This window comes from Allorhizobium sonneratiae (assembly GCF_023700755.1).
In the GTDB taxonomy this organism is placed as follows: domain Bacteria; phylum Pseudomonadota; class Alphaproteobacteria; order Rhizobiales; family Rhizobiaceae; genus Allorhizobium; species Allorhizobium sonneratiae.
Genome location: NZ_JAMKOJ010000003.1, coordinates 177,927 through 197,930, shown reverse-complemented (window position 1 = coordinate 197,930; position 20,004 = coordinate 177,927). Strand labels below are relative to the sequence as shown.

Below are 20,004 nucleotides of genomic sequence, written 5' to 3'. Positions count from 1 at the left end.
AAGGTCGGCCTTGCCACTGACACACCCTGACAGGCATGGGCAAGACCGACAGAAGATCAATAATCCTCATTCTTTTCCGGCGGGACAAGGCCTTCGATGCCCGCCAGCAGTTCTTCTTCCGACATCTGGTCGAAAGCGATGGTCTCCGGCTGATCGTCTTCCTCATCCGCACGACCGATCATCTCTGCGTCGGTAGCGACACCTTCATGCTCAGGCTCATCCACTTCCACATGCTTTTGCAGGGAATGGATCAGATCTTCCTTCAAATCGTCGGGAGAAAGCGTCTCATCGGCAATTTCACGCAGGGCGACGACCGGGTTTTTGTCGTTATCACGGTCTACGGTGATGGAAGCGCCTTGCGAAATCTGACGGGCACGATGGCTTGCAAGCAGAACCAGCTCGAAGCGGTTATCGACCTTGTCGATGCAATCTTCCACGGTAACGCGTGCCATGGGTCTGTCCTTCTTTGATTATTTCGTTAGTAAGGGATTGACAGACCGGATACAGGTATTATCGCCCGAGTTCAAGTTTTTCCTTGCGGTCCGCTTCTCTGTCTTTTTCAACCCAGAAGCGCTCCGGCACTGCAAAAATGTTAAAATTTCAATCCAAAGACAGTTGGAATATGCTCTATCGCGGGATAAATAAATCATATATGATTAAATCATAATACAGATAAGCGGTGCGCGGTCCGAACATGCCGGATCGGATTGCTTCATGTACAACAAAAGGATGTTCAAAGACATGTTTGATCCTCGGGAAAAAATTGCCCTGTTCATTGATGGTGCCAATCTTTACGCTGCATCGAAAAGCCTTGGATTCGATATTGATTATCGCAAGCTTCTCAAGGCTTTTCAGAAGCGCGCTTATCTTCTTCGGGCCTATTATTATACGGCCCTGATCGAAGATCAGGAATATTCGTCAATCCGCCCGCTGATCGACTGGTTGGACTATAACGGTTACAAGGTCATCACCAAGCCCGCCAAGGAATTTACCGACTCCATGGGCCGCCGCAAGGTCAAGGGCAATATGGATATCGAACTGGCCATCGACGCCATGGAACAATCGACCACGGTTGACCATCTGGTGATATTTTCCGGCGACGGCGACTTCACCACTCTGGTGGAGGCTTTGCAGCGCAAAGGCCGCAAGGTTTCAGTCGTCTCCACCATGGCCACCCAGCCGCCGATGATTGCCGACGATCTGCGCCGCCAGGCAGACCATTTCATCGATCTGATGTCACTGAAATCTGAAATCGGCCGCGATCCGAACGAGCGCCCGCTGCGTCCTGCCGAAACCATGGTCAACGAACCGAGCCTCTAGAAAATTTCACTGTTTCCCGGAAACAGTGAAATTGTCGCGGTATGAATTTGACATTTGTGTTCAGGCTTCCTCATGCGGTGAACTCAAGTGTCAGAGTCTTCAAAATGCCGGCACAAAGGGAGGCATTCTCTGCCTTCCGTGTTTACACATCAAATATCTCTAAAACGCTCACAGGTTTCATAGAGCTGAGATCCGGGAATAAATTTGATTTTTGTTTTTTAATCCGCTGAACAACTTAACCGTTATCAGATTGTTAAGCCCACTCCTGTCTAATTCAAGGTAACTGCTTATGCCGCTTGCACGTTTTGAGTGCATTTGAGGAAGGTGGCTTTGCGGTCATATCAATAATTCATAGTGGTGGTTCTTTCATGTCGAATGAGGACAACGGCAGAGTCGAACTGGATAAACGGCTCTCATTTCTTGATCTGACCCAGCAGGATTTTCATCTTCTGGCGCAATCAAGACAAACCATCTCCAAAGACATCGGTCCGAGTCTCGACCGCTTTTATGGGACAGCAAAGAAATTTCCCGAAGCGGCCCGCTTTTTCTCCAGCGACGCCCATATCGAACATGCCAAGCAGAAACAGATAAAGCATTGGAACCATCTTCTCTCCGGCAAGATTGGCGATGGCTATCTTGCGTCTGCCAAGACCATAGGCCAAACCCATGCCCGGCTCGGACTGGAGCCGCGCTGGTACATTGACGGTTACGCGCTCATCCTCGATGGTCTGGTCAAGGCCATGCTGGAAGACGAACTGCGCGGCATGTTTGCCGCCAAACATCTGAAAACGCTTCTGCCGAAAATATCGGCGCTGATCCGCACCACCTTTCTCGATATGGATGTGGCGATTACCACCTATAGCGACGCTATGAATCAGGAACGTCAGCACCATGCAGAAGAGCGCGCCCGGATCGAAGCCGAGCAGGAAAAGGCTCTCAATGCACTCGACAAGGCCCTTTCCGATTTGAGCAAAGGCGACCTGACAGCACATATGCAGGAACAGCTTGCCCCGGCCTATGAGGGACTGCGCGACAATTTCAACAATGCGCTGGACGCGCTTGCCGCCGCTTTCGAGGACATCCGCCATGAAGCTGGACAGGTGACAGCCAATACACAGGAACTGACCCGCGCCACCGACGACATGGCCAAGCGCACGGAACAGCAGGCCGCTGCGCTGGAAGAAACCGTTTCTGCATTGGAACAGATCGGCGTCATCTCAAAGCAATCGGCCGAGCGCAGCCGCGAAGCCCAGACGGTGACCTCTCATGCTGCAGAGGCGGCAGGAAAATCCGGTGAAATCGTCACCACCGCCGTGGCCGCAATGGGTGCGATTGAGGAAAGTTCGCAAAAAATCTCGCAGATCATCGGCGTCATCGACGAGATTTCTTTCCAGACCAATCTTCTCGCCTTGAATGCCGGTGTGGAAGCGGCCCGCGCTGGTGAGGCAGGCAAGGGCTTTGCCGTTGTGGCACAGGAAGTGCGCGCACTGGCGCAGCGTTCGGCCAACGCCGCCAAGGAAATCAAGGCGCTGATTGACCGCTCTTCACAGGATGTCGCCAATGGCGTTCAACTTGTGCATCAGACCGGCGATGTGCTGCGTACGATCAGCGATCAGGTGCGTGAAGTCGATAGCCACATCGCGGCCATCGCCCGCGCGGCACAGGAACAGGCGGTTGGGGTTGGCGAAATCAACACCGCCATTTCCAGCATGGACCGCCTGACCCAGCAAAATGCTGCCATGGTTGAGGAAACCAATGCCTCGACCCACACATTGCAAGGTGTTTCCAGCCATCTCAGCTCTCTGCTCGCCCGCTTCCGAACAGCGGGAAATGGCAGGGCTGCCGCGCCCTCGGGCACCTATCGTCACGCCGACGCGGCCTGAGGTTTAGGGTCAAAACTCAATCAGGATGGTTGTTCTGCAAGGCGTATTTTGTGTCTGAGTAGAAGGAAAGGTGCAGGAAATGCTCCCCATTTTCAAACCTTTCCGACGCCCGCAGGCACAAAATACGCCTTGCCCAACGGGTTGAACGGGATGGGCCGCCTGATTGCGAACACTGCACGACAAGGCCAACAGGCCTTGTCTTGCGCTTGTTCGCTGCCCTACAATCCCATCCCGTTCAACAGAACACCCATCCTGATTGAGTTTTGACCCTAGAGCATCGGATCGAAAATCATAATCGATCCGCTACTCTCAGTTTTTGTTGACGCATCGGATATTTCGAAAACCGGCCCCCACTTTTCGACCGATGCTTTTGAAAGAAATGGGCATATCCATGCCCGTTTTTCGGCGGCGAAGCAGCGCGCTCCCGGCTATGCTGGATCATCGACAACCAACCGGTTCCGCTAAACCATGCTGTTTCAACGACCTGCCGACGATGTTCTTTATGCCGCACTTGTTGCCCGCGATGCCTCGTATGAAGGCTTTGCCTTTGTCTGCGTCAGAACCACCCGGATTTTCTGTCGCCTGACCTGCACGGCGCGCAATCCGAAACCGGAAAACTGCCAGTTTGAAGAAAGCGTTGCTGCCTGTCTGGAAAAAGGTTTTCGCCCCTGCAAGCGCTGCCGTCCGCTGGAAGCCACCGGCGCACCCGATCCGCTGGTGACCGATCTGCTGACAAGGCTGGAGGAACAGCCAGACCGGCGCTTTTATGAAAGCGACCTCGTCAAGCTGGGCTATGATCCTTCCACCGTGCGGCGAGCCTTCAAACGTCGCTTCGGTCTGAGTTTTCTGGAAATGGCGCGATTGCGGCGTCTTGCGGCGGCAGGCCGCAGGCTTCATGCGGGCGAGAAAATCATCAATGCCCAACTCGAAGCCGGTTATGAGTCAGACAGCGGCTTTCGTGCCGCCATAGCCGAGTTGTTCGGCACCGCACCTGCCAGGATCGGCAGCGACTCACTGCTGAAGGCCGACTGGCTCGATACCCCTATTGGCGCCATGCTGGCCATTGCCGATGATCATGCACTTCATCTTCTGGAGTTTGCCGATCGTGCCGCTCTGCCCAAAGAGATCGAAAGGATCAGACATCAGAATGGCTGCGCCATCCTGCCGGGCCGCAACCGGATTATCGCGGAGATCGAGGCGGAATTGCAGGCCTATTTTTCCGGTGAGTGCGTCGGGTTCAAGACCCGGCTTGCCCCTCTTGGGACCGCTTTCGAGCGACAGGTCTGGGAGGCCTTGCGCGCCATTCAGCCAGGAACAACACAAAGCTATGCCGCGCTGTCCGAAAACCTTGGCAAACCGTCTGCCGTCAGAGCGGTGGCACGCGCCAATGGCGCCAATCCGATTGCCATCGTCATTCCCTGCCATCGGGTGATAGGCTCAGACGGCAGCCTGACCGGCTATGGTGGCGGATTGTGGCGCAAGCAATGGCTTTTGCGGCATGAACAAAGATTCCAATCAATCGATCAGTTTTCGTGATTGATATCATTTAAAACATTTGCTGGACCTATCGGTCCTCCTTCGGCATTGTTCGCGCACTCACCGGCGATTGCAGAAGATTTAAAAACCTCTTTTGGTTTACACGTCTTTCGCCCCACGGGACAGAGTTTATTTCGTTCTCTCGTCCATCGCTCGTCTTAACCCCAAACCCCTCGTTTGCCTGCGCCGCAGATTTGCGCGCGGGTTCCTGTTTTCGTGCCTGCAAAGAAAGGACCATGTCATGAGCACGACAGAACCGATGAAGAAAAGCGCCCTCCTCCCCTGGCCCGGCCGTCTGGTCGCGCGTCTGGGAACCATTGTGGCTTTCACGCTCTCGGCTCTGCTCAACCGACGCGGCAGGGGGTATGGCAACCGGCTTGAGGATGCGAGCGATCATATGCTGAAGGATCTCGGTGCGGACCGTATACCGCATTGGCAGGAAGAACGGCATCGCAGGCTGGCAGACGCCCGGCGAGATGCCTGGCTTCTGCTGATGGGAACGCATGGCCGGTAATGATGAGCGGTTCATAATGGACCGGTTCTGATAAAGCGCTCCATAACCCTTTATGCCATCAAAGGCGCAAGGTCAAAAAGCCTTGCGCCTTTGTGCTTTCCCGCAGACGCTCAGCCGTTTTTCAGCAAGCGGCTTTTCTGGCGATTCCAGTCGCGTTCCTTTTCGGTCTCGCGCTTGTCATGCAGCTTTTTGCCCTTGGCCAGCGCCAGTTCCAGCTTGGCGCGCCCCTTGTCGTTGAAATAGATTTTCAACGGCACCAGCGTCATGCCCTCGCGATTGATAGCCACACGCAGACGGTTGATTTCCCGCTTGCTGAGCAAAAGCTTGCGGCGGCGGCGCGGCTCATGATTGAAACGGTTGGCCTGCAGATATTCCGGCAGATGCGAATTGATCAGCCAGATCTCGTCGCCCTCGTCCGATGCATAGGATTCGGCAATATTGGCCTTGCCCTCACGCAGGGATTTCACCTCCGTGCCAGTCAGCACCAGCCCGGCCTCATAGGTATCGACAATTTCATAATTATAGCGCGCCTTGCGGTTTTCGGCCGCAAGTTTCTTGACGATGCGCTGTGAGCCTTTCGGGGCCATGTCTTTTCACCATTTCCGCCCGCCGATCCGGGCGGTTATCTTCTTTGTCTTTCAGCCTTATTTAGGAAAAAGCGCGCGCAATAAAAGGCCCGCTCTTCCCAACCGGCTCAATTCATCAGTCCGGCATGATGAAGAGCTGCGTCGATGGCCGCTTCGGTTGCCGCTTCCAGCGAGGGCAAAAGCGGCAGCCGCGCCGTGCGCCCCATGCGGCCAAGCCGTGACAGCGCATATTTGGTGCCGCAAACGCCGGGCTCCATGAAAATCGCCTTGTGCAGCGGCATCAGCCGGTCCTGATAATCCAGCGCCGTCTTGAAATCCCCCGTCAACGTCGCCTTCTGGAATTCGGCGCAGAGCCTGGGGGCGACATTGGCCGTGACCGAAATGCAACCGACGCCACCATGAGCGTTGAAGCCGAGCGCGGTCGCATCCTCGCCAGACAACTGGATGAAATCCTTACCGCAGGTCATGCGCTGCTCGGAAACCCGCTCCAGCTTGCCGGTCGCATCCTTCACGCCGACGATGTTCTTGTACCTCTGCGCAAGCGTGCCCATGGTTTCCGGGCTCATATCGATCACTGAGCGAGGAGGTATATTATAGATAATGATCGGCAGCGACACTGCTTCGGCAATGGCGGAAAAATGGGCGATCAGCCCCTTCTGCGTCGGCTTGTTATAATAAGGCGTGACCACCAGCAGCGCATCCGCGCCTGCCTTTTCGGCATGCTGGGCCAGATCGATGGCTTCGCGGGTGTTGTTGGAGCCTGCACCGGCAATCACCGGCACCCGTTTATCTGCCACCTCGATGCAAATCTCGACCACACGTTTGTGCTCATCATGGGAAAGCGTCGGCGATTCGCCCGTGGTGCCCACCGGCACGAGACCGGAACTGCCTTCAGCAATCTGCCACTCGACATGGGCGGCAAAGCCTGCCTCGTCGATCTTGCCATTTTCGGAAAAAGGGGTGACCAGCGCGGGTATGGAACCCTGGAACATGAAAAAAGACTCCTGACGGCAAACCGAAAGGCTGAGCCGTGATATTCATTCAGACGGCGCCACCATACTTCGCCCATCATGCCGCGACAAGCGAAGCAGAGCGGTTTCGTGACAGATTTTCAACGCTGTGAACCCGGCCCGGCACCTGGTGCAGCAGATCGGCGATCCACCCTGAAGATGATAAGATCTGTCTCAGCCCCTACCGCCTGTCGCGACAGGTACAGCCTGCCACGCTTCGGACTCATATCCTCTTCATGCATCGGATGATCCAAAAACCGGGTCCCACTTTTTGGTCCGATGCTTTTCCCGCGCATCGGATTATCCAAAAACCGGGTCCCACTTTTTGGTCCGATGCTTTTCCCGCGCATCGGATGATCCAAAAACCGGGTCCCACTTTTTGGTCCGATGCTTTTCCCGCGCATCGGATTATCCAAAAACCGGGTCCCACTTTTTGGTCCGATGCTTTTCCCGCGCATCGGATGATCCAAAAACCGGGTCCCACTTTTTGGTCCGATGCTTTTCCCGCGCATCGGATTATCCAAAAACCGGGTCCCACTTTTTGGTCCGATGCTTTTCCCGCGCATCGGATGATCCAAAAACCGGGTCCCACTTTTTGGTCCGATGCTTTTCCCGCGCATCGGATTATCCAAAAACCGGGTCCCACTTTTTGGTCCGATGCTTTTCCCGCGCATCGGATGATCCAAAAACCGGGTCCCACTTTTTGGTCCGATGCTTTTCCCGCGCATCGGATTATCCAAAAACCGGGTCCCACTTTTTGGTCCGATGCTTTTCCCGCGCATCGGATGATCCAAAAACCGGGTCCCACTTTTTGGTCCGATGCTTTTCCCGCGCATCGGATTATCCAAAAACCGGGTCCCACTTTTTGGTCCGATGCTTTTCCCGCGCATCGGATGATCCAAAAACCGGGTCCCACTTTTTGGTCCGATGCTATAGAATTTACCAAGCATGCCATGACCGATTAAGCTTTCATTAATCCTGGTAGAGGCAAAGTTAAGATTATGCGCCTGTTTCCTGCGAGACATTTAACGATGCGACGGACGACCCTGCTTGCGACCGCCTTATCCTGCAGCCTTTCGGCTGCGGGACCGGTGTTGGCCGAGCCGGGCGTTCCCCTTCCCGTCGCGCGTCCGCATGCTCTGGTGACGGCAGCCATTCCCGCACCCTCGCCGGAGATCACCGGCTCCATTCCCGCCATTGCCCCCCAACCCGTCAACCGGTCACCGCTCAGGTTCGGCCTTGATGCGCTGTCGATGAAAAATGGCGCTAAAGCCATCGCCATTCGCAATTCCATGCCGCAGGGGCTCGACCGGCACATGCTGACCTGGTCGATTGCCATGTCCGGACTGCCGGATGTGCCCTATGCCGAGATCACCCGCGACGAGCAGGAACTGACCGGTTGGCCGGGCATGGATGCCGTGCATAACAATGGCGAACGTGCACTTTATCGGGAAAACCCGCCCTCTTCCGTTGTCCTGCAGATTTTCAGGACGGCAAAGCCGCAAACGCCGCAAGGCGTGATCGTTTATGCCCGCGCCCTTCTCGAAAGCGGCAACCGCAGCGCCGCCGCCCGCCTGATTGCCGGCATCTGGCGCAGCGATGCGCTGGACAAGGAGCTTGAAGACACCATTCTCAATAATTTTGGCGGCCTTCTGTCACAGACTGACCATCGCTACCGCATGGATGATCTGATGTATCGCGGCCGTGCGACACAGGCGCGCCGGGTGGCAGCGCTCGCCGGCGCACAGTCACTTTACGAAGCGTGGGATGCCGTGAACCGGCGCGCGCCGAATGCAGCCAGACTGATCGCCAAGGTCGATGGCCGGTTGCGCGACGATCCGGCGTTTCTGTTTCTGCGCATCGAATATCTGCGCCATCAGGACAAATATGATGAGGCCGCCGCCCTTCTGGCACGCGCGCCAAGACATGCGGCACAGCTGATCAATTCCTCGCAATGGTGGGATGAGCGGCGCATCGTTGCTCGCGGCCTTGCCGATAATGGTGAGTTTCGTCAGGCCTATGCGGTTGTTGCCGCCACCAGCGTCAGCGATCCGGTCGATGCCGTCGATGCCCAGTTCCATGCGGGGTGGTATGCGCTGCGCGGCATGAACCAACCGAAGCTTGCCATCGATCATTTCAGCCGCATTCTCACCCTGTCCAATCGCCCCCTCTCCGCCTCGCGCGGACATTACTGGCTGGGCCGCGCCTATGAGGCGGAAGGCCGGGAGGCGGATGCCAGAAAGCAATATGAACTGGCCGCCAACTATCCCTGCACCTTTTATGGCGAACTCGCCTCGGCGCGCCTGCATCGCAGCCGGCTCGACATTCCCTATCCACGCCCGAGCGCCGAAGACCGCAGACGCTTCGCGGAGCGCGAGGCGGTGGAAGCCATCGACCGGTTTGAGACCGTCGGTTACGGCTGGCGGGCCGATATTCTCTATCGTGCCCTGGGACGCCAGATGGACAGTCCCGGCGAACTGGCGCTGTTGACGGCCAAGGCCGAGCGTGCCGGCAATCACCAGCTTTCTCTGCAGATCGGCAAGGCGGCTTACGGGCGTGGCATTGATGTTCCGGCCCTGGCTTTCCCCGTTGGCGTTATCCCGGACACGGCCAATATTTCCGGCTCCGGCAAAGCGCTGGCCTATGCAATTGCCCGGCAGGAAAGCGCCTTCAACCCCAACGCCATTTCCGCCGCCAATGCCCGCGGCCTGTTGCAGCTCATGCCAGCAACCGCCAAGGCCGTCGCCAGACGCCATGGCCTGCCCTTCATTCCGGCCAAGCTCACCACCGATCCCGGCTATAACGCCACACTTGGCGCCCATTATCTCGGCGAACAGATCGACAGCTTCGGCGGCTCCTATATCCTCACCTTCATTGCCTATAATGCAGGCCCGAACCGGGTGCAGGAATGGCTGAACCGCTATGGCGACCCGCGCGGCAAACCCATCGATGTCGTCGTCGACTGGATCGAGCGCATCCCCTTCCCCGAAACCCGCAATTACGTACAGCGGGTGATGGAAAACTATCAGATCTACAAGGCAAGACTCGGCCAGCCGACCGATATCGAACACGATCTGCGTTTTGGCCGGACGGGATAAGCGCAACAGCCTGAACCTGTTCCTCAGACAGTGCACTGGCTTTGAACAAAGATCGGCTATGCAGTTGCATTCGTGCAAGACATGGTTAGAGCATTTGCAGGAAAAGTGCAGAGCGGTTTTCCGTCCGGAAATGCGGAAAAACAAAGAGCTAGAGCATTTCACTGTTTCCGTGAAACAGCGAAATGCTCTAGCTTGCAGGATCAGGGTTATCGAAAGCAGAACGCCGCCATGCCAGATACGATGCAGGACGCGATTCCAGACACCATCGCCGTTGAAGACCGGAAACTCCTGACGGGCGACGGTCTTTCGCTGTTTGTCCGCATTTACCGGCCCGATCTTTCAACCCTGCCGGTGATCTGCCTGCCCGGCCTGACCCGCAATCACCGCGATTTCGACGGCATTGCCAAAGTGCTGGCGCATGGCGGGCGTCAGGTGATCTGCATTGATTCCCGTGGTCGCGGCGGCTCCGATCGTGATCCGGACCCCAGCCATTACACCGTGCCGCAGGAAATGGCCGACATTCTTGCCGTCATGGATCAGCTTGGTATTGCAAAGGCCGATTTCATCGGCACCTCGCGCGGCGGCCTTATCCTGCATCTCATGGCGGCAGCTCATCCAGACCGAATCCGGCGGATCGTGCTCAACGATATCGGCCCTGTGCTCGGCGTCGAAGGCTTGCGCCAGATTCAAACAAGCCTGAAGCTGGAAGAAAGACCACAGAACTGGTCCGACCTGCCCGCTTATCTCAAGCATGTTTATGGCAATGCCTTTCCTGCACTGACCGATACAGACTGGCGGGACATGACCCAGGCACTCCATCGCGATGTCGATGGCAAGCCGGTCGTCGATTGCGATCCGGCCATTGCCCGGCAGATGGTCGCCCTCGACCTTACGCAACCCTTGCCGGATCTGTGGCCGCACTATGCCGCATTGGCGCAAAAACCTGTGCTGATCATTCGCGGGGAAACTTCGCAGCTTTTGACAGAAGAGATCCTGTCTCAGATGCTGGAACGCCACCCCGGCGCGAAAACCGTGACCGCAACCGGTCAGGGTCACGCCCCTTTCCTGCATAAAAATCCGGTGTGTGACGTCATAACGGCTTTCCTCGACAGCGGCACAACGTCTTAACAGGCTGCTGCTACGCCTTCATTGCCACAGCGCAAATCGAATCAATGACTGTTTTATACAGTTCGGCGGGCACATCATGGCCCATTCCCTCAATGGGGATGTAGAGCGCATCAGGAATTGAAAGGGCTGTATCCAGACCGCAGGCTGCGGGAATGAGCGGATCGTCGGTTCCATGAATAATGCATGAGGGTGCAGTGACTGTCGCCAAAGCAGCACGGCGCTCTCCGGCCACTGCCATGGCCGCAAGCTGCCGGGCGGTGCCTGCTGGATCATGGCTGCGCCTTACCTCCCCCCGCACAATCGCCCGATGCAGCGCCTCATTAAAAGGAAAATTTCGGCCAGCAATCCTGCGGGCAAAGGCAAGACGCAGATCCAGAAATCCCTCAAGATCGTCAGTCGGGTCCGGAGCCGGACGTAGCATCAATCCCATGACATCAGCATCAGCCTGCGGCAGAGACGGATTGCCTGTGCTGGACATGATCGACGTCAATGAAAGTAGGCGGCTGGCATGATGGCTGGCCATGATCTGGGCGCTCATGCCGCCCATGGATCGTCCCACCACATGCGCCTGCTCTATACCAAGCTGATCCAGCAAACCAATCGCATCCGCTGCCATGTCGAAAAGCGTATAAGGCACATGCAGCCGATGCCCCGCCATCATCGCCGATGCAAGTTCGGCAAAATCAGGCACAGCCGAATCGGTGAAATGCGTGGACCAGCCACTGTCTCGATTGTCGAACCGGATCACCCGATGGCCGCTTGCGGCCAGTTCCTGGCAGAAGGGCTCGGTCCACCGGATCATCTGCATGCCGAGCCCGCAAATCAACAGCATTGCCGGATCAGCTTCGCGACCGAAACTCTCCCAGTACAGCTCTATCCGTTGGATTTTACAATGCCCATGTCCTTGGCTTTCCTCTGGCATCATCCATATCTGGAACAGGATGGCAGAACACAAAGGTGAGAACCAGCCAAAGCAGGCTGCTTGTGGCGCTATCGCCAAAAGTGGCGGAGAGGATGGGATTCGAACCCACGATACGCTTTTGACGTATACTCCCTTAGCAGGGGAGCGCCTTCGACCACTCGGCCACCTCTCCGGTGCGGTCTGATTATGTCCTCGCAACACGGATTGCAAGGCCTTTTCTTCTCTCTGTCACAATTATCGCCAGGTTTTCACCAGGGCTTTTGCCCGGTGCGGCAAAACCGCAGGGCCGCAAAGATCGCAAGCTTTCACAAGGCCGTGATTCGCAAAGACCAGCCTCCGCTATGATGACAAACCCCGAGATTGACGTTGCGCGCCCCTCTGAAACTGAGCCAGAGGATAGAGCACAAAGGTTGTCAAAGAGCATTTTGACCCACGAAAGCATGGCTGCTTATCTCTCCTATGGTCAACAACTGCTCATAAAAGAGAGCGTAACCGTTTCAGCAAGATACGAAACAGGACTGCTTTCCCTTTGTTTTTGTTAGATTTCTTAAAAATCCGTTAAAAACCCAAACATCCTCAGCGCCGATTTGTGGCTAATCCGCCACAGCACTCCAGGAAGGTTATAGGGCAACCCTGTCTCGCTGCTGATGGTGATTGCATGTCCCGCGGCCTCTTGTATTTTGCGATTCAGAAGCGAGGCGGTTGAGACTTCGTTTTCTAAAAACGAATGAAAGATGGACAACGAGATCACGATCACGTGGCATACTTTCACATAAATTTTGACTGGAGGTCATTATGAATATCAAGAGCGTTCTTCTCGGTTCGGCTGCCGCAATGCTGGCCGTTTCCGCTGCACAGGCCGCCGACGCAATCGTCGCTGCCGCCCCGGAACCGGCTGAATATGTTCGCGTTTGCGACGCTTTCGGTACCGGCTACTTCTACATTCCCGGCACGGAAACCTGCCTGAAATTCGGCGGCCAGCTGCGTTTCACGGTTAAGGGCAACGACCTGAACGACAAGAAGGATGCGTCCAAGGGCACCACCGGCGCCAACTGGGCCGATGAAATGCGTACCCGCATCAACATCTCCACCAAGACGGACTCGGAATGGGGCCCGATCGGCACGGAGATCCAGCTGCAGAGCAAGTACAAGAGCGGCAGCACCAGCGACAGCTTCAACGCCCGCTATGCCTACATCAGCGTTGGCGGCTTCTCTGCTGGTCGTCTGCTGAGCTATGGCGACAACAACGGCAACAACTCCTACTGGAACAGCTTCGTTAACACGGCTCTTGCCAACAGCGACACGGCTGTGACCGGTGCCCGTTATGAATACAAGACCGGCCCGCTCTCCTTCGGCGTCACGATTGACGACCTTCAGGATGCCACCACTGCCGGCACCAGCGCCGTTACCGGTACCAAATACTCCAAGGATATCGGCTTCGAAGCCCAGATGGCTTACAAGCAGGGCGCACTTTACGGCTACCTCTGGGGCCTCTACGACAACTACAAGGAACATGGCGTTGTTTACGGCCATATCGAAGACACGTTCGGCCCGCATCTGCTGCAGCTCGATGCCGAATATGCTTCCGGTGTGAACGCCTATGAAACCAAATACAACTGGCAGGTCAGCGGCGTTTACGAATACAGCGTAAACAAGCAGTTCGCTCTCGGCCCGGCAGTGACCTATTACAAGTATTTCGACACGGTCAAGAACGGCGACAACTACTGGCAGATCGGCGGCGACGCTTATTACTATCTGCAGAAGGACAAGGCTTCGAAGACCTTCGTTCAGGCTGGTCTTGCCTACAGCACCTACGACAAGACCATCAACTCCTACGTTCGTCTGCGTCGCGACTTCTAAGCGATCCTGACAGAACAGAGACAAGAAAGCCCCGGTTAACCACCGGGGCTTTTTTATTTGCATCGATTTTAAACACCTCATTGTCGCAATCCGTAAGCCTCAGCCCGAAGGACAGCGCATGATGAAATAGGGACTCAAATGCGAAATGCATTCTGCGAGCGATCAAGCGTATTGCGCTGGATCCCGTTCACTGCAACACGCTTTTGTTTTCGTTGGGTTATGGGAAAACCGGCTCCCACTTTTCGGCCAATGCTCCAGATCAAAGCCCAGCAGAAATCCGTTCTTCTCTACAGTCTTCAGGCTTCAAGCATGATAGAAATTGGAATGCGTCCTGCAACCAGTGACGCCAGACCATATCTGTTTCTACAGCAATAAGTATACAACACAACACACAGACATAGTCATATCTCTGTAACAATTGCCATCATCCATTCATCATCCAATATTTTAGGAACAATCCTGCCCTTAATTTATATTAATTGTTGTATTCCAAAATAATGATAAAATCACTTCCCATTTCAACCAAAAAACATGACCCTCTGATCATCTCATAAGATAGCGCTATCACTTCCAATGCCAAACTGTATCATAAAAGTAACGCTTCTTTTCAAAAACAAATGCAAGACGTAAACGTGCCTGTAAATAAGGCACAATGCGTTGACCCGATCATCACGGCGATGTTACCACCAACTGCAATGTAACGAATGGGGGTTTCTCAGCATCGCCGAGAAGTCGCATCGCAATACACCATAGAGAGAGGGTATCTATGAGCATGAAACGTTTTTTCCTGTGCTCCGCAGCTTCGCTGGTAGCGCTTTCTGGCGCACAGGCCGCTGACGCTATCGTTGCTGCGGCTCCGGAACCGGCTGAATATGTTCGCGTCTGCGACGCTTTCGGCACCGGCTACTTCTACATTCCCGGCACGGAAACCTGCCTGAAATTCGGCGGCCAGCTGCGCTTCACGGTCAAGGGCAACGACCTGAACGACAAGAAGGACGCATCCAAGGGCACCACCGGCGCCAACTGGGCCGATGAAATGCGTACCCGCATCAACATCTCCACCAAGACGGACTCGGAAGTTGGCCCGATCGGCACCGAGATCCAGCTTCAGAGCAAATACAAGAGCGGTGGCACCAGCGACGGCTTCGAAGCACGTCTGGCTTATATCACTGTTGGCGGCTTCACCGTCGGTCGCCTGCCGAGCTTTGTCGACAACAACGGCAACAACTCGTACTGGCCGAGCTTCGTCAATACGGCTCTGGCCAATGGCGACACAGTCGTCACCGGTGCCCGCTATGAATACAAGAATGGCCCCCTCGGCCTTGGCATCGGCATTGATGACCTGCAGGACGCCACCACTGCCGGCAGCGCTATGGCTGGCGGCAAGCTGTCCAAGGATATCGGTATCGAAGGTCAGGTCAGCTACAAGAAAGATGCCCTTTCAGCCTATATGTGGGGCGCTTACGACAACTACTCCGAAAAGGGTGTCGTATACGGCCATATCGAAAATGCTTTCGGCCCGCACCTGCTGCAGTTTGATGCTGAATATGCATCGGGCTCCAACGCTTTCGAATCGAAGTACAACTGGGTTGTCAGCGCCGACTACACCTACAGCGTGAGCAAGACCCTGACGGTCGGCCCCTCGGTCACCTATTATAAGTACTTCGACACTGTGAAAAATGGCGACAACTACTGGCAGGTTGGTGGCGACGTCTACTACTACCTGCAGAAGGATAAAGCCACCAAGACCTTCGTACAGGCTGGCCTTGGCTACACCACTTACGACAAGACTCTGAACTCATTCGTTCGCCTTCGTCGCGACTTCTAAGTCTGGCGCATATCAAATGACAGAAAGCCCCGCAATTGCGGGGCTTTTTTGCGATCATTTCACAGTACAACAATTGTAACAAAAATATAACATCCATCGAAAAACGCGGCCATGCGATCCTGCAACCTGCCAGGATTGCGGTTTTCCGATTGCCTGTCACAGGCAAGAGGCGCAGATTTTCTCTCGGGGAAGAGTTTCAAGCACCTGCTACCTGTGGAGAGGGAAAAAGGTTGGAATCTTAACTCACCCATGGGAGTGTGACGTGTTTATAAAACACATTTTAATCACATCGGCTGCGTCACTTACCGCGCTGTCGAGTGCAATGGCGGCTGACGCAATTGTTGCGGCGGCCCCTGAACCAGCAGAATATGTCCGCGTGTGCGACGCCTTCGGTACTGGCTATTTCTACATTCCAGGCACAGAGACCTGCCTGAAATTCAGCGGCGAGATCCGCGCCACGCTGGGCGAGGACAAGCATGGCGGCGTCAACGATAATAAATATGAATGGAATGACGAGGTTCGCACGCGGCTGAACATCTCCGCCAAGACCGATTCGGAGTTTGGCGCCATCGGCACGGAAGTACAGCTGCAAAGCAAGTGGAACAGTGGCGATTCCAGCGACAACTTCACCGCACGCTATGCCTATATCACAGTCGGTGGATTTTCGGCCGGTCGTCTCTTGAGCTATGCCGACAATAACGGCAACAACTCATACTGGAACAGTTTCGCCAACACGGCCCTGGCCAACAACGACACCGCAGTCACAGCCATACGTTATGACTATAAAACCGGTCCCCTCTCCTTCGGCGTAACCCTCGACGATCTTCAGGATTCCAGCCTGGCCGGCACGAATCTCGCAGGCGGAAAATATTCCAAGGATTTTGGCGTTGAAGCACAGCTGTCATACACGCAGGATGCGTTGATCGGCTATATCTGGGGCGCCTACGATAATTATCGCGAACACGGTGTCGTCTACGGGCATATCGAGGATACGTTCGGTCCGCACCTGGTTCAGCTCGACGCTGAATATGCCTCGGGCGTCAATGCCTATGAAACCACCTATAACTGGCAGGTCAGTGGCGTCTATGAATATAGCGTAACACCGAAACTGGCACTTGGACCTGCTGCCACCTATTATAAATATTTCGACAGCGTCAAAAACGGCGACAACTACTGGCAGGTCGGCGGTGATGTTTATTATTATCTCCAGAAGGACAAATCCTCCAAGACCTACGTTCAGGCGGGCCTTGCCTACAGCACTGACGACAAGGCCATAAATTCCTACGTTCGCTTCCTGCGTGCCTTCTAAACCATATCGCTTTCAATAACCCTCAGGTGAACGATAGCGTATATGCGAAAACAATAAATAAAGCCTGTTGCAGCGAATCTCCCTCACTGCAACAGGTTTTAAGCGAATCGTCAGATCGCCCAAAACAGAAAACCCTGGCGCGCCAGGGCTTTTTTAAAGCTCTTTTAACCTTCTACGCTTTTCCCACAGTCCATCGAAATCCGCCGGGCTTTTTCTGCACCGCCTTATGTTACATAAATGTAACGGCCCCAGCCAAAAGCTGCAAATTAAGATCGATTTGTGTCAATAGCGATCTCAGCGCATTGACCCCTGCCGTGATCCGGGCGTACCTATAATCGCGAAATGTTCAAGCGCAAAGCAAACCGCAAAAGCGGTGAACTGGTTGTTAATACCTATAACAGAGAGGTCGTCGATGTTTATTAAACGTGTCCTTCTTGGCTCGGTAGCGTCTTTAGTCGCGCTGTCCGGAGCAAAAGCGGCTGACGCAATCGTTGCTGCAGCCCCGGAACCGGCAGAGTATGTTCGCGTTTGCGACGCTTTCGGCACCGGTTATTTCTACATCCCCGGCACTGAAACCTGCCTGAAGTTCAGCGGTGAAATCCGTGCGACTGTCGGCTTCAACAAGAACTCCGCTACCGACAACTACCGTTGGTATGACCAGGTTCGTACCCGTCTCGCCATCGAAACGAAGACCGATTCGGAAGTTGGCGCTATCGGCACCTACGTTCAGCTGCAGAGCATCTACAATAGCGGCAGCAACAGCGATGGCTTCAAAGCCCGTCAGGCTTACATCTCCGTTGGCGGTTTTGAAGCTGGTCGTATCCTCGGTTTCGTTGACAACAACGGTAACTGGAGCGAAACCAACAGCTTCTTCAACACCATCAATGACACGACCTTCACCGGTGCGTCCTACACCTACCACGCTACCAATGCCTATGCAGGTCTTGAAGTTGACGACCTGACCGGCACCGGTGGTCTGATGGGCACAAAGACCGGCAGCAACCAGGTCGGTATCGAAGCAACTGCAGGCTTTGGTGGCCAGGGCCCGTATCAGGCATGGGTCATCGGCGCATATGACAGCTTCTACCATGAAGGCAACGTTTACGCCCATGGTCAGGCTGATCTCGGCCCGAACCACCTGCAGCTCGATGGTCAGTGGTCTTCTGGCTACAACTCCTACGAAACCCTGTACAAGTGGCAGGTTGGCGGCTCGTATAACTACGACGTCACCAGCAAGCTGACCCTCGGCCCGGGTGCAACCTGGTTCAAGCCGTTCAACGACACGAACTTCTGGAGCATCGACGCCAAGGCTGGTTACACGCTTGCCAAGGGCCTGACCGCTTATGGTGACGTTGGCTACAAGACCGACGATCATTCCTGGTACGGTTACATGCGTCTGCTGCGCAAGTTCTAAGAACTGCGAAGTTTATAAGAAACCCCGCACATTGTGCGGGGTTTTTTTATGTCCAAATTCTTCCTCAAAACATCGTTCAGACGATCGGAAAACCCGTTGCCGCGGCAACGTCGTGCGCCTTATATGGTGCGCAAAGGTCGCTGTAGCACTTTAAATTTGCTGCATAATTTTATCCCTAAATCGATTCCGATTTAAGACATTATGCAATCGTCGGTCCGAGACGGTCATGAGCGGTTTTACGGTCGCGTTGCAGCATCCAATCTGCCTCTTTCCGCCATCCTGTCCTGTCATGCGGGACACAGTTGATCAAAATCTGGCAGATTTTGAAAATTATCTGAATGGCAGGAGGAAAACATTAGGAAACAGCTGCTAATTTTATCAATAGGATAGAGAGCGCGGCTGTATGACAGAGATTATTCCTGCATAAGGCCGCTGGGAGTAAAAGGACGGGTGTCATGCCACTGCAGAACATTCCCGACGCCAAAAAAGACATTCCTCAAGACCGGGTCTATCAGAAATTTACGATTGACCGGCCCGGCAAGATCATTTTCGTTGGTCACCATCTAAGCACCCGGACGTCTGTCCGTTGCCTGATCCGCAACATTTCTCTTTTTGGTGCGGACCTGGAAGTCAGCCGTTTTTTACCTGTTCCGAAAAACTTCTTCCTGGAAATCCTTGGCATCCGGGATGAAATCGGCGCCACACTGATCCGCCGCGAACAGGAAAATGTCGTCATCGGCTTCAACATGCTGATCGATCCGACCTTTCTTCACCATGTGGTCAGACTGTCCTTCGAAGTGTGAATCGACGATGACCTCCCCTCGTCCACGCAATGAAAGCATTCAGACACAGCCGATGACGAGAAATATTTAAAAATCGTTCTATCTTCTTTAGCGGAACACAATAATTACATCAGAGAATATAGCATGATCAGAATGGAAAAAAGGACGATTCATGCTCCAGGGCACACATCTCTCGACTGTTACATCGGAAATGTATGAACGACGTTGGGAACGGTTTTATGTTCGCCGCCCGGCACGAATCATGGCTGTCAGGCCCGGTCTGAGTGGCGTTGTCATGCGAAGTGCATCTGTTCTTGATATTTCCCGCGGTGGGGCTGGTCTGGAAATGGACACGGTTACCGGTCTTGGCAGCCATTATTATCTTGAAGTTCTGGGCATCATCAGCCGGATTGGTTGCGCCGAAGTCTATCGCAAAGGCAATCGTAGCGGCGTGAAGTTTATTATGCCGCTTTCTGAACAGTTGCTCCAGCGGATCATTCGACACGATTTTCTCATGGGTGGCCAAGCGGGCGATCTCGGCAAAACCAACCAGCCCGGTATGGGCCTTCTGGCACGATAGCCTGCACCGAGATTGCAGCGCATTTCATGCGGTCAAGAAAAACCGCTTCACACTTTTACGCGACATGGCTTTTCCTCACGCATGTCATTGTCGTAAAACCGCTTCACACTTTTACGCGACATGGCATTGCCTCACGCATGTCGTTATCGTAAAACCGCTTCACACTTTTACGCGACATGCTTATGACTCCAGCACAGCTTCCAGACATTCGTCTGAAGAATCACTCGTGCTTT

At 54.6% G+C, this 20,004-nt stretch carries 17 protein-coding genes and 1 tRNA gene; 12 read left to right on the top strand and 6 right to left on the bottom strand.

Features of this window, described 5'->3' with window-relative positions:
* Positions 1–56 precede the first annotated feature (56 nt).
* The gene (gene rpoZ / locus NAC44_RS06540) at positions 57–452 is read right to left on the bottom strand and encodes a DNA-directed RNA polymerase subunit omega (RefSeq protein WP_250939235.1); all 396 of its coding nucleotides are present in this window, start codon (positions 450–452) and stop codon (positions 57–59) included.
* A gap of 289 nt (positions 453–741) precedes the next feature.
* On the opposite strand from rpoZ, the gene NAC44_RS06535 reads away from it, so the two are divergent.
* The 4 genes from NAC44_RS06535 to NAC44_RS06520 all read left to right on the top strand — a co-directional run bounded on the left by NAC44_RS06535 (position 742) and on the right by NAC44_RS06520 (position 5,253).
* The gene (locus NAC44_RS06535) at positions 742–1,320 is read left to right on the top strand and encodes a LabA-like NYN domain-containing protein (RefSeq protein ID WP_250939233.1); all 579 of its coding nucleotides are present in this window, start codon (positions 742–744) and stop codon (positions 1,318–1,320) included.
* 368 nt (positions 1,321–1,688) lie between these two features.
* Positions 1,689–3,203 carry a globin-coupled sensor protein gene (locus NAC44_RS06530; RefSeq protein WP_250939231.1) on the top strand — a complete coding sequence of 505 codons (1,515 nt, stop codon included), beginning with the start codon at positions 1,689–1,691 and terminating at the stop codon, positions 3,201–3,203.
* A 468-nt stretch (positions 3,204–3,671) separates the two neighbouring features.
* The gene (locus NAC44_RS06525; protein WP_250939229.1) at positions 3,672–4,739 is read left to right on the top strand and encodes a bifunctional transcriptional activator/DNA repair enzyme AdaA; all 1,068 of its coding nucleotides are present in this window, start codon (positions 3,672–3,674) and stop codon (positions 4,737–4,739) included.
* A gap of 241 nt (positions 4,740–4,980) precedes the next feature.
* Entirely contained in the window at positions 4,981–5,253 is a 273-nt protein-coding gene (locus tag NAC44_RS06520) for a hypothetical protein (protein ID WP_250939227.1), read from the top strand.
* A gap of 110 nt (positions 5,254–5,363) precedes the next feature.
* Here the strand turns inward: NAC44_RS06520 and smpB are convergent, their stop codons facing one another.
* From smpB to NAC44_RS06505, 3 genes are all read right to left on the bottom strand, one after another.
* On the bottom strand, positions 5,364–5,840 hold the full coding sequence (smpB, locus tag NAC44_RS06515; protein ID WP_250939225.1) for an SsrA-binding protein SmpB: 477 nt from the start codon (positions 5,838–5,840) through the stop codon (positions 5,364–5,366).
* Positions 5,841–5,947: 107 nt separating this feature from the next.
* Positions 5,948–6,832: a 4-hydroxy-tetrahydrodipicolinate synthase gene (gene dapA / locus NAC44_RS06510; RefSeq protein ID WP_250939224.1), complete on the bottom strand. Its 885-nt coding sequence runs from the start codon at positions 6,830–6,832 to the stop codon at positions 5,948–5,950.
* Between the two features lie 119 nt (positions 6,833–6,951).
* Positions 6,952–7,800 carry a hypothetical protein gene (locus NAC44_RS06505; protein ID WP_250939221.1) on the bottom strand — a complete coding sequence of 283 codons (849 nt, stop codon included), beginning with the start codon at positions 7,798–7,800 and terminating at the stop codon, positions 6,952–6,954.
* Between the two features lie 81 nt (positions 7,801–7,881).
* Here NAC44_RS06505 and NAC44_RS06500 point away from each other — a divergent pair, with 81 nt between their 5' ends.
* Together NAC44_RS06500 and NAC44_RS06495 are read left to right on the top strand one after the other, a co-directional pair.
* Entirely contained in the window at positions 7,882–9,948 is a 2,067-nt protein-coding gene (locus NAC44_RS06500; RefSeq protein WP_250939220.1) for a lytic transglycosylase domain-containing protein, read from the top strand.
* Between the two features lie 228 nt (positions 9,949–10,176).
* On the top strand, positions 10,177–11,076 hold the full coding sequence (locus tag NAC44_RS06495; protein WP_250939218.1) for an alpha/beta fold hydrolase: 900 nt from the start codon (positions 10,177–10,179) through the stop codon (positions 11,074–11,076).
* A 10-nt stretch (positions 11,077–11,086) separates the two neighbouring features.
* Here NAC44_RS06495 and NAC44_RS06490 read toward each other — a convergent pair whose 3' ends face one another.
* Positions 11,087–11,908 carry an alpha/beta fold hydrolase gene (locus NAC44_RS06490; RefSeq protein WP_274706826.1) on the bottom strand — a complete coding sequence of 274 codons (822 nt, stop codon included), beginning with the start codon at positions 11,906–11,908 and terminating at the stop codon, positions 11,087–11,089.
* A gap of 171 nt (positions 11,909–12,079) precedes the next feature.
* Positions 12,080–12,170 (bottom strand) — tRNA-Ser (locus NAC44_RS06485).
* A 623-nt stretch (positions 12,171–12,793) separates the two neighbouring features.
* Here NAC44_RS06485 and NAC44_RS06480 point away from each other — a divergent pair.
* The 6 genes from NAC44_RS06480 (at position 12,794) to NAC44_RS06455 (ending at position 19,771) form a co-directional block, all read left to right on the top strand.
* Positions 12,794–13,858, top strand: a complete 1,065-nt coding sequence (locus NAC44_RS06480) for a porin (RefSeq protein WP_250939213.1) — start codon at positions 12,794–12,796, stop codon at positions 13,856–13,858.
* A gap of 772 nt (positions 13,859–14,630) precedes the next feature.
* Entirely contained in the window at positions 14,631–15,686 is a 1,056-nt protein-coding gene (locus NAC44_RS06475) for a porin (RefSeq protein ID WP_250939203.1), read from the top strand.
* A 376-nt stretch (positions 15,687–16,062) separates the two neighbouring features.
* Positions 16,063–16,995 carry a porin gene (locus tag NAC44_RS06470; protein ID WP_250939201.1) on the top strand — a complete coding sequence of 311 codons (933 nt, stop codon included), beginning with the start codon at positions 16,063–16,065 and terminating at the stop codon, positions 16,993–16,995.
* A gap of 412 nt (positions 16,996–17,407) precedes the next feature.
* A complete protein-coding gene (locus tag NAC44_RS06465) occupies positions 17,408–18,409 on the top strand; it encodes a porin (RefSeq protein ID WP_250939191.1) in 1,002 nt (333 codons plus the stop codon).
* A 455-nt stretch (positions 18,410–18,864) separates the two neighbouring features.
* A complete protein-coding gene (locus NAC44_RS06460) occupies positions 18,865–19,212 on the top strand; it encodes a hypothetical protein (RefSeq protein WP_250939189.1) in 348 nt (115 codons plus the stop codon).
* Positions 19,213–19,363: 151 nt separating this feature from the next.
* Positions 19,364–19,771 (top strand): PilZ domain-containing protein, encoded by a 408-nt coding sequence (locus NAC44_RS06455; RefSeq protein ID WP_250939187.1) that lies wholly within the window; start codon positions 19,364–19,366, stop codon positions 19,769–19,771.
* Positions 19,772–20,004 lie beyond the last annotated feature (233 nt).

Excerpts from the sequence above, each read along its gene's own strand:
- NAC44_RS06490 (WP_274706826.1), bottom strand. The coding sequence starts at position 11,908 with ATGCTGTTGATTTGCGGGCTCGGCATGCAGATGATCCGGTGGACCGAG.
- dapA (WP_250939224.1), bottom strand. The coding sequence starts at position 6,832 with ATGTTCCAGGGTTCCATACCCGCGCTGGTCACCCCTTTTTCCGAAAAT.
- NAC44_RS06465 (WP_250939191.1), top strand. The coding sequence starts at position 17,408 with ATGTTTATTAAACGTGTCCTTCTTGGCTCGGTAGCGTCTTTAGTCGCG.
- NAC44_RS06525 (WP_250939229.1), top strand. The coding sequence starts at position 3,672 with ATGCTGTTTCAACGACCTGCCGACGATGTTCTTTATGCCGCACTTGTT.
- NAC44_RS06530 (WP_250939231.1), top strand. The coding sequence starts at position 1,689 with ATGTCGAATGAGGACAACGGCAGAGTCGAACTGGATAAACGGCTCTCA.
- NAC44_RS06505 (WP_250939221.1), bottom strand. The coding sequence starts at position 7,800 with ATGCTTGGTAAATTCTATAGCATCGGACCAAAAAGTGGGACCCGGTTT.
- rpoZ (WP_250939235.1), bottom strand. The coding sequence starts at position 452 with ATGGCACGCGTTACCGTGGAAGATTGCATCGACAAGGTCGATAACCGC.
- NAC44_RS06480 (WP_250939213.1), top strand. The coding sequence starts at position 12,794 with ATGAATATCAAGAGCGTTCTTCTCGGTTCGGCTGCCGCAATGCTGGCC.
- NAC44_RS06520 (WP_250939227.1), top strand. The coding sequence starts at position 4,981 with ATGAGCACGACAGAACCGATGAAGAAAAGCGCCCTCCTCCCCTGGCCC.
- smpB (WP_250939225.1), bottom strand. The coding sequence starts at position 5,840 with ATGGCCCCGAAAGGCTCACAGCGCATCGTCAAGAAACTTGCGGCCGAA.
- NAC44_RS06495 (WP_250939218.1), top strand. The coding sequence starts at position 10,177 with ATGCCAGATACGATGCAGGACGCGATTCCAGACACCATCGCCGTTGAA.
- NAC44_RS06460 (WP_250939189.1), top strand. The coding sequence starts at position 18,865 with ATGCCACTGCAGAACATTCCCGACGCCAAAAAAGACATTCCTCAAGAC.
- NAC44_RS06500 (WP_250939220.1), top strand. The coding sequence starts at position 7,882 with ATGCGACGGACGACCCTGCTTGCGACCGCCTTATCCTGCAGCCTTTCG.
- NAC44_RS06455 (WP_250939187.1), top strand. The coding sequence starts at position 19,364 with ATGCTCCAGGGCACACATCTCTCGACTGTTACATCGGAAATGTATGAA.
- NAC44_RS06535 (WP_250939233.1), top strand. The coding sequence starts at position 742 with ATGTTTGATCCTCGGGAAAAAATTGCCCTGTTCATTGATGGTGCCAAT.
- NAC44_RS06475 (WP_250939203.1), top strand. The coding sequence starts at position 14,631 with ATGAAACGTTTTTTCCTGTGCTCCGCAGCTTCGCTGGTAGCGCTTTCT.